The 14,491-nt window shown below is 38.3% G+C and carries 15 protein-coding genes; 1 reads left to right on the top strand and 14 read right to left on the bottom strand.

The window, feature by feature from the left end:
* Window positions 1-169: 169 nt before the first annotated feature.
* The 3 genes from asnS to BALCAV_RS21390 form a co-directional block, all read right to left on the bottom strand.
* The gene (asnS, locus tag BALCAV_RS00160; protein ID WP_003322397.1) at window positions 170-1,462 is read right to left on the bottom strand and encodes an asparagine--tRNA ligase; all 1,293 of its coding nucleotides are present in this window, start codon (window positions 1,460-1,462) and stop codon (window positions 170-172) included.
* A gap of 114 nt (window positions 1,463-1,576) precedes the next feature.
* Complete coding sequence (locus tag BALCAV_RS00165) at window positions 1,577-2,059, bottom strand: cell wall elongation regulator TseB-like domain-containing protein (protein WP_003322398.1); 483 nt, start codon at window positions 2,057-2,059, stop codon at window positions 1,577-1,579.
* Window positions 2,060-2,072: 13 nt separating this feature from the next.
* The gene (locus tag BALCAV_RS21390; protein WP_003322399.1) at window positions 2,073-2,243 is read right to left on the bottom strand and encodes a YpmA family protein; all 171 of its coding nucleotides are present in this window, start codon (window positions 2,241-2,243) and stop codon (window positions 2,073-2,075) included.
* A gap of 124 nt (window positions 2,244-2,367) precedes the next feature.
* Here BALCAV_RS21390 and BALCAV_RS00170 point away from each other — a divergent pair, with 124 nt between their 5' ends.
* Window positions 2,368-2,598: a hypothetical protein gene (locus BALCAV_RS00170; protein ID WP_040323186.1), complete on the top strand. Its 231-nt coding sequence runs from the start codon at window positions 2,368-2,370 to the stop codon at window positions 2,596-2,598.
* On the opposite strand, the gene BALCAV_RS00175 is transcribed toward BALCAV_RS00170, so the two are convergent.
* The 11 genes from BALCAV_RS00175 to mgsA all read right to left on the bottom strand — a co-directional run bounded on the left by BALCAV_RS00175 (window position 2,577) and on the right by mgsA (window position 14,491).
* On the bottom strand, window positions 2,577-3,896 hold the full coding sequence (locus BALCAV_RS00175; protein WP_052044308.1) for an amidohydrolase: 1,320 nt from the start codon (window positions 3,894-3,896) through the stop codon (window positions 2,577-2,579). The two genes, BALCAV_RS00170 and BALCAV_RS00175, sit on opposite strands and share 22 nt — an antisense overlap.
* Window positions 3,897-3,902: 6 nt before the next feature.
* A complete protein-coding gene (gene dinG / locus BALCAV_RS00180; RefSeq protein ID WP_003322402.1) occupies window positions 3,903-6,719 on the bottom strand; it encodes an ATP-dependent DNA helicase DinG in 2,817 nt (938 codons plus the stop codon).
* Window positions 6,720-6,755: 36 nt separating this feature from the next.
* A complete protein-coding gene (locus tag BALCAV_RS00185) occupies window positions 6,756-7,721 on the bottom strand; it encodes a tetratricopeptide repeat protein (RefSeq protein ID WP_003322403.1) in 966 nt (321 codons plus the stop codon).
* Between the two features lie 64 nt (window positions 7,722-7,785).
* Window positions 7,786-8,169, bottom strand: a complete 384-nt coding sequence (panD, locus tag BALCAV_RS00190) for an aspartate 1-decarboxylase (RefSeq protein ID WP_003322405.1) — start codon at window positions 8,167-8,169, stop codon at window positions 7,786-7,788.
* A 2-nt stretch (window positions 8,170-8,171) separates the two neighbouring features.
* Window positions 8,172-9,029, bottom strand: coding sequence for a pantoate--beta-alanine ligase (gene panC / locus BALCAV_RS00195; protein WP_003322406.1), 858 nt, complete (start codon window positions 9,027-9,029; stop codon window positions 8,172-8,174).
* 4 nt (window positions 9,030-9,033) lie between these two features.
* Window positions 9,034-9,864, bottom strand: a complete 831-nt coding sequence (gene panB / locus BALCAV_RS00200) for a 3-methyl-2-oxobutanoate hydroxymethyltransferase (protein WP_003322407.1) — start codon at window positions 9,862-9,864, stop codon at window positions 9,034-9,036.
* A gap of 252 nt (window positions 9,865-10,116) precedes the next feature.
* Window positions 10,117-11,100 (bottom strand): biotin--[acetyl-CoA-carboxylase] ligase, encoded by a 984-nt coding sequence (locus BALCAV_RS00205; RefSeq protein WP_003322408.1) that lies wholly within the window; start codon window positions 11,098-11,100, stop codon window positions 10,117-10,119.
* Window positions 11,097-12,230: a CCA tRNA nucleotidyltransferase gene (locus BALCAV_RS00210; protein WP_003322409.1), complete on the bottom strand. Its 1,134-nt coding sequence runs from the start codon at window positions 12,228-12,230 to the stop codon at window positions 11,097-11,099. Before BALCAV_RS00210 ends, BALCAV_RS00205 begins: the two co-directional genes overlap by 4 nt.
* 17 nt (window positions 12,231-12,247) lie before the next feature.
* Window positions 12,248-13,369: an N-acetyl-alpha-D-glucosaminyl L-malate synthase BshA gene (bshA, locus tag BALCAV_RS00215; RefSeq protein ID WP_003322410.1), complete on the bottom strand. Its 1,122-nt coding sequence runs from the start codon at window positions 13,367-13,369 to the stop codon at window positions 12,248-12,250.
* 14 nt (window positions 13,370-13,383) lie between these two features.
* The gene (bshB1, locus tag BALCAV_RS00220) at window positions 13,384-14,082 is read right to left on the bottom strand and encodes a bacillithiol biosynthesis deacetylase BshB1 (protein ID WP_003322411.1); all 699 of its coding nucleotides are present in this window, start codon (window positions 14,080-14,082) and stop codon (window positions 13,384-13,386) included.
* On the bottom strand, window positions 14,075-14,491 hold the full coding sequence (gene mgsA, locus BALCAV_RS00225) for a methylglyoxal synthase (RefSeq protein WP_003322414.1): 417 nt from the start codon (window positions 14,489-14,491) through the stop codon (window positions 14,075-14,077). The genes bshB1 and mgsA overlap by 8 nt, the downstream gene beginning before the upstream one ends.

The following is a 14,491-nucleotide window of genomic DNA, read 5'->3' on the forward strand; positions in this document are numbered from 1 at the left end:
ACTCCTCCCTATAAAGGTTGCTCAAGAGACTTTTTCAGTAGTTCCTTACGAAATGACGATGTGGGCTGGTTTTGTATTAAAGGTTCTTGTTAAAATCATTTATTGAACAAAAAAAGCCCGGGCGCCATTTATTGACACTTCCCGAACTTTGATTGTTCCTTTGTAATCATTATGGATATAAACGATTTAATAAACGTGGGAATGGAATCGTTTCACGGACATGCTCGACTCCAGATAACCAAGCAACGGTCCGTTCTAACCCAAGACCGAATCCAGAATGTGGCACAGAGCCATATTTTCTTAATTGTAAATACCACTCATACGCATTTAAATCCAGTTTATGCTCATCAAGTCTTTGCTCAAGCAATTCCATATCATGAATACGTTCTGAACCACCGATGATTTCTCCATAACCTTCTGGAGCGATTAAGTCGGCACATAAAACCACTTCAGGTCGGTTTGGATCAGGCTGCATATAAAATGGTTTTAACGATGTTGGATAATGAGTAATAAACACTGGTTTATCATAATGGTTAGCGATCGCTGTCTCGTGTGGAGAACCGAAGTCATCGCCCCATTCAATATCATCAAAGCCTTCTTTATGCAAAAATGTTACAGCATCATCATACGTAATCCGAGCAAATGGAGCTTGAATTTTCTCCAATTTTTCTAAGTCGCGGCCGAGTGTTTTTAATTCAATTTGACAGTTTTTTAAGACAGATTGGGCAAGATAAGAAACATATTGCTCCTGCACTTCTAAGTTTTCTTCAAATTCAACAAAAGCCATCTCCGGTTCAATCATCCAAAACTCAATTAAATGACGACGGGTTTTCGATTTTTCAGCACGGAATGTCGGGCCGAAAGAGAAAACACGACCTAAAGCCATCGCAGCTGCTTCCATATAAAGCTGTCCACTTTGAGAAAGGTAAGCATCCTCATCAAAATATTTAGTCGCAAATAACTCACTTGTACCTTCTGGGGCACTTCCTGTTAAAATAGGCGGATCAACTTTAACAAAGCCGTTTTCATTAAAAAATTCATATGTAGAACGGATGATTTCATTTCTTATTTTCATAACCGCATGCTGACGTTTAGAACGAATCCATAAATGACGATGATCCATTAAAAATTCAGTGCCATGCTCTTTCGGTGTAATCGGATAGTCGACTGCTTCGTGTATGAGTTCTACATCTGTTACCGTTAATTCATAACCAGATGGGGCTCTTTCATCTTCACGAACGATTCCTGTTACATAAAGAGAGGATTCTTGTGTGATTGCTTTAGCTTTTGCAAAAATCTCCTCGCCGACTTCCGCTTTCACAACGACCCCTTGAATAAAGCCTGTACCGTCTCTTAATTGTAAAAAAGCAATTTTTCCACTTGAACGTTTATTGGCAATCCAAGCTCCGATTGTTACGGTCTGGTCGACAAATTGTCCAACTTTTGCGATTGTAGTTTTCAATATATACCCTCCATTACTTCAAACATTTCCTTTTATCACGCTCTTTATTATACAGTTGGCTGAATTTTGAAGTCAATTGTTTTCCTATATTAACATAGAATCTTCGCTACTTTGTTAATCTCGATTCAAATGGTACCTTTTCATAAAAGCTCCCTCTTCAAACGTCACATAATAATAGCTTTGACGATTTTCATCATCAATAAACATGACTTCATAAGCAGGCATATTTCGTTCATAACCTAAACGAACTTGAACTACTTCTTCCGCTCCATAATCTTGATGAACGATCGCCATTGCCGCCTCAGCTGTAATCCCATCAGACTGTTTATAAAGGTCATAAAAGCTCAAATCCTCTTTTAACCATAAGTAAGCCGTATCACCATCTTCATCTTCACCCGTTATCACATAATAGGTTTCTGTGCCATGATAATAATTAATATCACTAATGTCATGTAATAATTGTTCATTTTCAACATAAACAAGAACTTGCTCATACGCTTCGGTTAAAGGCTCGCGCACGAGTTGGTACATATAAAAAGCAACACCTATAAACGTGATAAACAGGAGGAAGACACTTGAGATAATCCACTTTTTCATATTGATCCCCTACCTAAGTTTTATAAATCGTGAACACCATTTGTTCTTCATTCTCTTGATCAAGAGCTAATCCAAACATTAAATCTTTTTCTTTTAATGTACGATTTAGGGAATCGACAATTTTGTATAAATCAGCTGATTTTTGCACCCTAACTGTTGATAAAACTTCAATTTTATTCTCCATTTAAAATCCACCTTTTTTTTGTATGATTCCGTTATAAATATATCCTGTTTCAGAAAGTATTACTAGTCATAGTTATGTCCATTCATCCCATACTAATATTATACTCAAGCAAGGAGGCGGAATGATGTCGAAACAAACGAAATCGATTTCTGCTTTATTCCAAGAACAAAAACAGCATATTTCGCTTCTAAGCCGTAATGGATTGGATACACACCGTGCTTTTCCAATGTCGATTAGACAAACCAATTTTCCATTACGGTTTGAGCAAGAAAAAAATAAAATTTCTATCCACACCTCACTCGTACCTGCACAATTCATTTGTGCGGGTATTATTTATAGGCGTGACATCACTTGACGAAATTCGTGGTTTGCTTCATAAATAATCTTTTCCTCATCCAATGTTAGTAATTGTTTATTTTCCATTAAGGCAACACCTTGAACATAAACATCGGTGACATCCTGACTATTTAGTGCATAAACGAGATGAGAAAATAATTGGCTTTCTGGCTGTAGATGAGCTTGGTTTCCATTAATTAAGACAAAATCAGCCTCTGCTCCTTCTTTTATTCCTTTCACTCCTTCAAATTGTAATGCCTTGCTCCCATTTAATGTCGCCATATGTAAGGCATCTATACTAGTCACCACCGTTGGATCACGCTCGATTCCTTTATGAATTAATGCAGCCATCCGCATTTCCTCAACCATATCAAGCGTATTGTTAGAGGCAACACTATCCGTACCTAAACAGATGTTCAAATCATATTGTTGCCATTTAGAAACAGCTGCTATGCCAGAACCGAGCTTCAAATTACTAATTGGATTATGACTAATGGCGACACTTTTAGCTGATTGAAGCACTTCTAAATGCTCATCTTCTAAAAAGACACCATGAGCAAACAACCAATCAACCTCCTTTAACACGCCGAGTTCGTCCAAATGATGAACCGGGTGTAGACCGTACTCGTTGATATGATCATCGACTTCTTTTTTCGTTTCTGCTAAATGCATATGCACTGGTAATTGTAGGGCAGTCGCTTCTTCAACAATCCGTTTAATAAAGTTCGGTGGACACGTATATGGAGCATGTGGCGCGAGCATCGTTTGAATTCTTCCTTCCGCTTTTTGATGCCAATTGAGTGCGAATTCTTTTGCTTCTTTAAGCTTGGCTTCCTGTTCTTCTGTTGGACATAAACCGATCATTGAGCGCATTAATGTCGCTCTTATTCCGACATCTTGAATTTCTTCAGCAAAATCATCCATAAATAAATGATACATTTCTAAAAAAGTTGTCGTTCCTGATTTGAGCATTTCCACTAACGCTAACCGCCTTGCTGCTGCAACAGAAGCTCGGTCTAATTTTGCTTCAAATGGCCACATTTTTTCTTGTAACCAGCGTTGTAACGGAAGTTCATCTGAGTACCCTCTTAATAAGTTCATTCCAACATGTGTATGAGTGTTAACAAAACCAGGGAGAAGCCATTTCCCTTTTCCATCGATAACTCGACTCACTTGATTAAGTGTTTCAATCGGTGGCTCACCTTTGTTAACCTTTTTAATAATTTTTCCATCTATTTCAAGATAACCATCGCTGACTGTTTTCTTTTCAATCGAGATTATTTTGACATTTTTGATGATAAAAGACAATGAAATCATCCTTCTTTACTTATTTTTTTGAAATTCTTGAACCTCTTCTAATAATCGCTCAAGTTTCCCTTTAGATATTGGAATTGGTGGGAGTGATTTAACAAAAGCAGAGCCGTATCTAGTCGTTGAAATTCTTCTATCTAAAATATAAATACAACCTTTGTCTTCTTTTGTTCGAATCAATCGTCCAAACCCTTGTTTGAAACGAATAATCGCTTGAGGCAAAGAAACGGCCATAAATGGATTTAAACCCGCTTCCTTTGCTTTTTCAAACTGGGCTTCAATATGCGGTTCTCCTGGAGGTGAAAATGGCAAGCGAACAATAACTAAGTGCTCAAGCTCAGCCCCTGGCATATCAATTCCTTCCCAAAAACTGCTCGTCCCAAATAATAAGCCTGATTCACTTTGTTTAAACAATTTGATGAGTTTGATCCGGCTTCCACTCGTTATACCTTGTGCAATGATCGTTGTCGTTGTCTCATCCGTACGTAAGTCCTTCATATATTCATATACGGCACGTAACATTTCAAACGAGGTGAATAAAACAAGGATTTTCCCTTTCGTTTCTTGAGAAATTCGTTCGATTTTAATGGCAACTTCCATTGCATATTCCGTTTCGCTTACTTCTTTTATCGATGGCATATCGGTCGGCAAAAGAAGTCTTGCTTGTTTTTCATAATCAAATGACGTAGGAATGAGTAAGCGTTTCACCCCAAAATCTTCAAGACCTAATCGTTCAACTTGGTAATCAAATGATTGATTAACAGTTAACGTCGCTGATGTTAGCACAACGCTTTTTTTCTCTGTAAAAAAGCGATCGGCCAACGTCTCGGCTACATCAATTGGTTTTTTATATAAAAAAGCGGCATTTTTAGCCCCTTTTGCTTCGATTTCGATCCAATACACATAATTTAAATCGGCTTCGAGTAGCAGTTCATATAGGACTTGCTCGTTTTCATATAACTGTTTAGCCATTGCGTGGATGTCGGCTAATAGGGCTCTTTCTAAATAGGCTAGTTCCTCCAAGTCGTTTAAAAGAGAACAAAAATTCATTAATGGAGTGAACATGTCCTTACATAACACATGTAGTCTCATACAGCTTTCTAAAATCGCATCCCATATAGGTCCACTTTCTTTAAAACTTTGATAACGATAACGAACCCTCCCGACATCAGACGTACTAACGCGGTAATGTTTTTCAACATAACGAAATAACATTCGAAATAGCTCATCGACCTCTTCATTCATCGCTTTTAACTTTTTTTCCATCTTAAAATAAGGATTTGCTTCAAATAAGTGATACCGTTCTAACATATCCTTCAATTTATTTAACAGACCATTATCAGCACCTGAGGTCAAGCGGGCAAAGACATAAGTAAATGATAAATAATCAGTCGATTGACCTAAATGGTTTGAAGCCGCCTCTTCAAAATGGTGAGCCTCATCTATAATGGCGTGTTTATAAGCAGGCAAAAGTGGTTGCTCTGTCGCTAAATCAGTAAATAACAAAGCATGGTTTGTAATAATAATATTCGCTTTCTGAGCTCTTCTTCTTGCCCGAGCATAATAACAACGGCTTAGCCATGGATTAAAAGAACCAAGCTCAGTGTTGGCATCACTTTTGACATCATGCCAAAAGGTTCTTCCACCTGTTGGTAAAGAAAGTTCCTCAATATCTCCCGTTGTCGTTTCGGTAATCCAAACGAGGATTTGGGCTTTCGTTAATTGCACATCATATGTATCGTCTTCTACATAAGTTAAAGACTGTTCGAATTTTCGTAAACATAAATAATGATTTCGTCCCTTAAGTAAGGCCACATTTAGCTGAAATGGGAGCAACTTCTTTAATATCGGAATATCTTTTGTTAATAATTGTTCCTGTAACGGAATCGTCTGCGTACTCACAACAATCGGTACTTGATTTGCGACACTATAAAAAGCGGCTGGAAATAAATATGCAATCGATTTTCCGGTTCCTGTTCCAGCTTCAATCAATATATGCTCATTGCTCTCAAAAGCATTTGAGATAGCTTCCATCATTTGTAATTGTCCCGCTCTTTTTTCATAACGTTCAAATGCTTGCTTCGTATCTTTCATTTGATCGTCTTTTAATTGCTGCAAAACAGTCTGTAAAGGAGGCGGTTGTTCACTATTTTCGCTGCTTTCTTTTTCCATTCGCCGTAACGATAATGAACGAAAGTGATCAAAAAGGTTATCCTGAGCTTTTCGGTCTTGCCGCAATAAGTTTTCAATATGGTGATCAATATCGCTCCGAAATGTTTTCGTGATTCTTTGCAAATGCTCTAGTGTAGATGTCGGTAAAGCATTTAATTTTTCTAATAATAAAAGAAACAGTTCTCCTGTGACCTCTGCATCACTATCTGCTTGATGTGGACGTTCATGTTCAAACCCTAACTGCTCCGCTAAATGTCCAAGCTTATAGCTTTCTTCACTCGGCAATAAAATACGAGCAAGTTCAACTGTATCATATTGATGGTTCGTATTTAATTCATATCCGTGGGCCTCTAATTCATGTTTTAAAAAGGAATAATCAAATAAAACATTATGAGCAACAAAGTCAGCGTTTTCTAACATTGGCAAAAGAAAAGGAATGAGCTCTGAAAATAGCGGTGCCTCTGTGACATGTTCATCGGTAATACCCGTTAGCTCTGTAATAAATGGTGGGATTTCCTTTTTCGGATTAACATAAGAGGCAAATCGTTCAACGATTTGCCCAGCTTCAATAACGACAGCTCCGATTTGGATAATTTTTTCTCCAAGTTTAGCGGAGTGGCCGGTCGTCTCTAAATCAATTACGACATAACGTTCCATTCTAAAACACCTCTATTTTACTTCCTGAAAAGAAGCTCAACTACAAACCCATATACTTGCTAACCATTTAAAAGAGTCAGCTCCAGTTGGATGTGTAGGATTCAATTGAAATAACTTTTTAAAATAGTTCAGCGAAAGCTCGCGTTTATTTAACATTCCATAATTCCATGCAAACCCGTGTAAACAAGCTTCTGTTTCTCGACCATCTGTATGCAATTTTTTATAACAATCCAGTGCTGCTTCATGTTTACCATTCCATTCTAATATATAAGCAAGTCCTAATAAACTTTCTGTTGAATGTAACAAATGCAAAGCTTGACCTAAGGCCCTAAAGCCTGCTTGGCGTTCTCCCAATTCGATTAAACAACAGCCTAAAAAATAATAAGCTTCTCCATCATGGTCATTTCGTTTAATCGCCTCATAAAAATAACGAACCGCATGTGCAAATGAATGATTTAAAAAATGACAGATGCCTAAATTATACACGACATCATCGTCTTCTGGTAACCATTCTTTTGTTTGTTCAAAAAAGAAAATTGCTTCATCATATTTTGATTTTTTACAAGCCATACAAGCTAATCCAAAAAGAGTATGATGTTTGATTACATGATCCTTTGTCAATTGTAACAAATAGAGAAATTGATCCTTTGCTTGTATAAATTGATCACAATATAGGTAAGAATAAGCAAGATATAATAAACGTAGTTCGTCTTTTACACCTGTTTCTTTTTCTAACTGCAGGTGCTCGCGTGCTTTTTCAAACATTTCTAATTCAAAATAAGTCGTTCCAGTTGAACGATAATTGTACACTTCGTCATCGTTTTTTAAATGCTCTTTAAAATAATGCAGTTGTTCTTCTATGCCAACCCAATAATCTAAAATCGAATTGGAAAGGTTCTCGAGTTTGGCTAACTGCTCTCTTTGTCTTGATAAGGGTTGGTTGTCCCAACTCGCCTGAAGCTCCTCTACCCATGCCACATTTTCTAATAACCAATTATCCAAAAAAATCCCCCCTCTTCAACACTTTCTACTATCAGTGTTTACTTCAAGGGGGGATCTATGCACTTTACATAACGGTAGAAGCTGGTTCTGTTCCTAACATCTCGACGATTTTGTTATTCTCACCTAAAACAGCGACTTTTGGTTCAAAATGAGCTAATTCTGCTTCATCGACCATACCGTAAGCGATAATAATCACCGTATCACCAGGTTGAACGAGCCTTGCTGCGGCCCCGTTCAAACAACAGACTTTGCTGCCTCTTTCCCCTTTAATGACATACGTCTCAAATCTTGCCCCATTATGATTGTTAACGATTTGTACTTTTTCATTTTCAATAATTCCAACCGCATCCATTAGATCCTCATCTATCGTAATACTTCCGACATAATTAAGGTTTGCTTCCGTTACGGTTGCTCTATGAAGTTTTGCTCTCATCATTGTGCGTAACATTTTTATAACTCCTCTCCTACTCGTACAATTACATTATCAATTAATCTTGCCTGCTTAAATTGATAAGCTAAAGCAATAATCACTTCTCCCGTTAATTGTTTTTCCACATTTAAGGTTGGAAACGATAAAACGTCCGTATAATCCAGTTTACCAAGCGAGAACTTGTTTAATTCACTCGTTAAAAATGAGATGATTTTGTCTCGGTCTGTTGTCCCAGCTTGGATAAGTTCGCGCCCTTTTAACAGCGTTTGATATAGCTGTGGAGCCAATTTCCGTTCCTCATCCGATAAATATACATTTCTTGAGCTTTTCGCCAACCCGTCTTCTTCTCGTACGGTTTCACAACGAATCACTTCTACGGGAATATCGAAGGTTCGAACCATATTTTCAATAACGGCAACTTGTTGAGCGTCTTTTAAGCCAAAGAAGGCTTTATTTGGCTGAATAATTTGAAATAGCTTCATTACAACGACGGCGACACCATCAAAGTGTCCAGGGCGACTTGCTCCACAAAGAACATCTGTTCCTTTTGTGACACGAATCTCCATCATTGGCTCTTCTGGATACATCTCTTCGACCGTTGGATAAAATAAATAATCGACTCCCGCTTTTTCAGCTAGCTCTGAATCTCTCTTCTCATCACGTGGATAACGCTCAAAATCCTCATTTGGTCCAAATTGTAATGGGTTAACGAAAATACTCATCACGACAACGTCACATTGTTCCTTCGCTTTTGCAACGAGATTTAAATGACCCTCATGCAAAAAACCCATCGTCGCAACGTAACCAATCGTTTTTCCTTTTAACTTTTGTAGCCCTATTTCGGTTTGAGTTTCTTTTTTTGTTCGAAACGTTCTCATTGAACTAATTTCCTCCGTATAAGCTAACTTGTTTCACTTCAGATTGGAAGCTATGCTCTTTTTGCGGAAACTGTTCTTTTTTTACTTCTTCCACATAAGAGGATACCGCTGTTTGAATCGTCTCTGATACATTGGCATATTTTTTGACAAACTTCGGCACATGTCCTTCTCCATAGCCAATTACATCATGATATACGAGCACTTGACCATCGGTATGAACACCAGCCCCAATGCCCATTACTGGAATTTTCAATTCTTCTGTAACCCATGCGGCGACTTGCTCTGGCACACACTCTAAAACAAGAGCAAACGCGCCTGCTTCTTCAACTGCCTTCGCATCTTTTAATAGCTTTGCCGCACTTTCTTCGTCTTTTCCTTGTACTTTATATCCACCAAGAACACCGACTGACTGAGGCATTAACCCTAAATGTCCCATGACCGGTACTCCTGCATTTGTTAATTTCAAAATCGTGTCAACTAATTCATCGGCTCCCTCAAGCTTGACCGCATGCGCTCCTGCTTCTTGCATCAATCTTTTCGCCGCTTGAAAAGTCTCTTCAATAGAAGCATGATAACTTAAAAAAGGAAAGTCGGTAACGACAAAAGTATCCTTTGCCCCTCTTTTGACTGCTTTAGTATGCATCACCATATCATCTAAAGTAACCGGTACGGTCGAATCATAACCGAGGACGACCATCCCTAATGAGTCACCAACTAATATTAAATCAACCCCTGCTTGCTCGACAAGCTTGGCTGCTGGTGCATCATATGCCGTCATCATCGCAATCTTTTCCTTATTCTGCTTCATTTTCAAAAAGCTTGACGTTGTTTTCATGTTCATTTCCCCCTTCAAATTGAGAGGGTGTCCATAATGAGCACAAAAAAGCATCCATTTTTTCTATCAATAAGAAAGAAGGATGCTTAACAAATAAAACAAGAATACTCTTGTTTTGCTGTTATCATTATGAATCCCTCTGTCCTAGTCCTAATTGGATCAAGGCAGACCCTGTTCACATGCTATAATAAATAAAGGTTGAATTGGTGCTGTTCCATTTTTGATACAGCCCATTCATTCAAAGTATAACAATTATTTTTCAATTTGAGAAGCCATTTCAATATCAGCCGAGTAAATGGAATGGATTTGACCTTCCTGATCCTCTAATAATAAAACGCCATCATCATTAATGCCTGTTGCTAAACCGTAAATCGTTTCCTTTGCTGTCCGGGCGTAAATATGAGAACCAAGGCTAATGGCATAAGATTCCCACAACGTTTTAATCACCGAAAATCCAGACTCAAGATAAAGGTCATATAACCCTTCGAACTCGTTTAACACTTCAGCAATTAACTCGGCCCGCTTATAAGTTTGTCCACTTTCGATGAAAAGGGAACTTGCTTTGTCGCGTAATTCCTCAGCAAAATCGTCTTGCTCCTGATTGACGTTAATCCCAATTCCAATGACAACTGAATGAACAAGATCAGGTTCCGCTTGCATTTCCGTTAAAATACCGACAATTTTTTTGCCATTTATTAGAAGGTCATTCGGCCATTTAATCGAAACATCAAGATTCGTTTGTTTTCGAAGGGCTCTAACGACAGCAACAGCTGTTAATAACGTCAACTGGGGAACTTTCATTGGACTAATATCCGGTTTCAAAATTAAACTCATCGCAATCGCCTTTGCTTGAGCAAAATTCCAAACCCGACCAAGTCGACCCTTTCCATTTGTTTGGTTGCTTGTGACAACGAGTTCCCCTTCTGTTGCTCCATTTTGGATGTACTTCATTGCTTCTTTCTGTGTCGTCGGAACCGCATCAAAATAATGAATCTTATGACCAATATACTTTGTCGCTAAATGAATTTTAATATCATGGGCTTTCATCATATCAGGCACTTCGATCAGTCGATAACCTTTACGTGGTGCCGACTCTAAACGATAGCCATCCTGACGAAGAGCATCAATATGCTTCCAAATCGCCGTTCTCGAGCAGCCTAACTCCTCACTTAACTTCTCGCCAGAAACAAAGGCACCTGGCTCCTTTAATAAAAGCTTAATTAACTGCTCCTTCATCTGTTAAAACTCCCTTTTAACTCTTTAATTAGTGCTTCTTTTTCATTTCTTATTTGCTGCGTCAAAACAAGCCTTTCCGCTTTCCTTAGACACTCTTCTATCCAAACACCCGGTTTTTGCTCAAACTCCTTGAGAAGGATTTTCCCATCAATCGCCAGTTCGGAACGATCTTGAATCGTCAATTGTTGCCATTTCGTTTTTAAGCTCTGTTCAGCAATAAATCGTTCGCCCAAACTTTCTTTTAACCATTCAACTTTTTGAGCGATTGTATAGCCCGCATCATAAAGACTTTCAAAGCCCCAGTCCAAATCCTTTCGAAGAGCATAAAAATGAAGAACTTTGTTTATTTCTTTTAAAACAACTTTAGCTAGTGGCAATCTTGGGGCCGTACTTTGATTCCATCCCTTGATATAATAAATAATCGTCCAAATCAAACTTTGATCATGATTTGGTAACCGATTTAGTGTACTCAACACGGAAAGCTCTTTTTTAGTAAAAGATAAAAGCGGTAGCGCATCAAGAACCTTTTGATTGGTTTTATTCTCGATAGTCTTTTGGCAATAAGGCCCACAAAACCATTTTTCGATTTCTTTAACTATCCGTTCCATTGCAACCTGCTCTAATAATTCACAATGTTGGGAGATAACATTGGCTAATTCGCCTTCAAGCTTAAATCCTAATTCACTTTGAAAACGAAGAGCCCTTAGCATACGCAAAGGATCTTCAGTCATACGCTCTACTGGGTCAATGGAACGAAGGACTTGTTTATCCAAGTCTGATTTCGCTCCAAATAAATCAATGATTTCCTGATTCTCTGTCATTGCTAGACTGTTAATCGTAAAATCACGTTTTTGTAGATCCTCTTCAAGTGAGTTGCCACGCTCTGATGTCACTTCAAACAAATACCCGTCACACTTAATTAACACCGTTTGATGCTGATTATTCATTTGAAAGCTTGCTGGAAAAAGCTCAAGCATTTGCTTTGGAGTCGCTGACGTAACAAGATCAAGGTCAGAAATCGGCCGTTTCAAATAAAAATCGCGGACAGCTCCACCAACAAAAAAAGCACGGTAACCATAGTCATTTAGTTGTTTTAATAATTTTTGACCAGCTGAAATAAGCTCTTGCACATACAGCCCTCCTCCTATTATACGTTTTGATAAATACGTTCATATTGTTTGACGATCGTTTCTGAATAAAAAAGGGTTTTAGCCCGTTCAATTGAAGCTTGTTGAAAGGCTTCATATTTGGTTTGATCATTTAATAGCTCGATTGTTTTTTCTGCGATGCAATTAATATCGCCAACTGGGCATAAGTAACCCGTTACCCCATGTTCGACCACTTCAGGAATTCCGCCAACTTTCGTTCCAATTACTGGAACTCCACAAGACATAGCTTCCAAAGCGACTAAACCAAAACTCTCTTTCTCGCTTAATAAAAACAAAAGATCACTCATCGAGAGAAGCTCCGCAATATGTTTTTGGTTTCCTAAGATTAAGACTCGATCTTCGAGCTGATATTCTTTCACAAGGTCGCGAACAATTGGCAAGTCTGGTCCATTTCCAATCAACAGCAGCTTTGCATCGACTTTTTCAGCGACTTTATGAAATGTTTTGACAACATCTGTCACCCGTTTAACCGGACGAAAATTGGAAATGTGAATAAACACTTTTTCTGTCTCTTTGATACGATAATGGCGTCTTAATTCCGAAACCTCTTTTCTCGTATACACACGTTCATCAATAAAATTATAAACCGTTTCGATTTCTTTATCTGTGGCAACTAATTCTTTCGTTTGTTTAATTAGATCTTGAGAAACGGCGGTCACATAGTCCGATTTCTCAATCGCAAAACGAATGAGTTCAACTAAAGATGGGTCATAACCTAAAACGGTAATATCCGTTCCGTGTAGCGTTGTAACGATCTTTAATTCATCTCCAACCATTTGTTTCGCTAAAATGCCGCAAATCGCATGTGGAAGAGCATAGTGAACATGTAAAACATCCAGCTTCTCCCGTTTAGCAACCTCTGCCATTTTACTTGCTAACGTTAAATCATATGGCGGATATTGAAAAACCGAATATTGATTGACTTCAACTTCATGATAATAAATGTTTGGATACACTCGATCAAGCCTGAATGGGACACTTGACGTAATAAAATGGACTTCATGTCCCCGTTCCGCTAATAGTTTCCCTAATTCCGTTGCAATAACCCCTGAACCACCGACCGTCGGGTAACAACTAATCCCTATTTTTAACGTTTTCATTTTTTAACCTCTGTCTATAAAGTATCTAGTTTTAAAGGCTTTATCGTTTTAAACCCTTCCGCATACATTACACCAGCTTCTTTTCCGTATAAACGTTCCCTCGCCGAAACGACTTCCATATATCCATTCGTTAAAGGCGTCTCCACCGCATCATCGCCCCTTTTTTGAAACTGACTTTGATAAGCTTGGAGGGCGGCTTTTTTCTGGTCATAAAAATCACTAACATCTAACACAAAATCTGGGTTCGGACAACCATTGATAAAATATGTATAAAAATCCTCCACAATATGGGCTTGTAATGATTGATTCGCCTCATATCGCCTTATTCTTGCATTAAATAACGCTTCTTTCACGAGTTCAAAACAGTGCCCATGATCTGGATGGCGATCAACATGATATGGAGCAAAAACGATTCTAGGCTGACACTCTCTTATAACAGCGACGATTTTAGCTAGCTGCTCATTTGAAACATATTTTAAACCGCGGTCTTTTAAATCAAGCTGAAGCAAATGAGACACTTTTAAGATCTCTGCTGCCTTTTTCGCTTCTTCTTGGCGCTCTTGAACCGTGCCATTAGAAGATAATTCAGCATAAGTCAAATTACAAATCGCGACCGTTTTACCTTCTTGTGCCAACTTGGCCAAAGTCGCCCCCATCCCAATTTCAACATCATCAGGATGGGCACCAAAAGCTAAAACATCCACTTTATTCATCGTTTTTATCCTGTTCATGAATTACTTGACGCCATTTTAAATCGCCACGCTCTAACCCCTTTATTAGAACTTCTGCTGTTCCAATATTTGTAGCAAGCGGCACTTCATTCACATCACATAAACGAATTAAAGCCGAGACGTCTGGTTCATGAGGTTGGGCAGTTAATGGATCACGTAAAAAGACAATTAAATCAAATTGATTCTCTGCAACTAATGCCCCGATTTGCTGGTCGCCACCAAGTGGGCCCGATTTAAAACGATGAACACTTAAATTCGTCGCCTCCATAATTCTCGTTCCTGTCGTTCCAGTTGCATATAGTTCATGGTTAGCTAAAATCTGTTCGTAAGCAATCGCGAATTGCACAATTCTATCTTTCTTTTTATCATGAGCAATCAAAGCAATCTTCAT

This window comes from Alkalihalobacillus alcalophilus ATCC 27647 = CGMCC 1.3604, from assembly GCF_000292245.2.
In the GTDB taxonomy this organism is placed as follows: Bacteria; Bacillota; Bacilli; order Bacillales; family Bacillaceae_D; genus Alkalihalobacillus; species Alkalihalobacillus alcalophilus.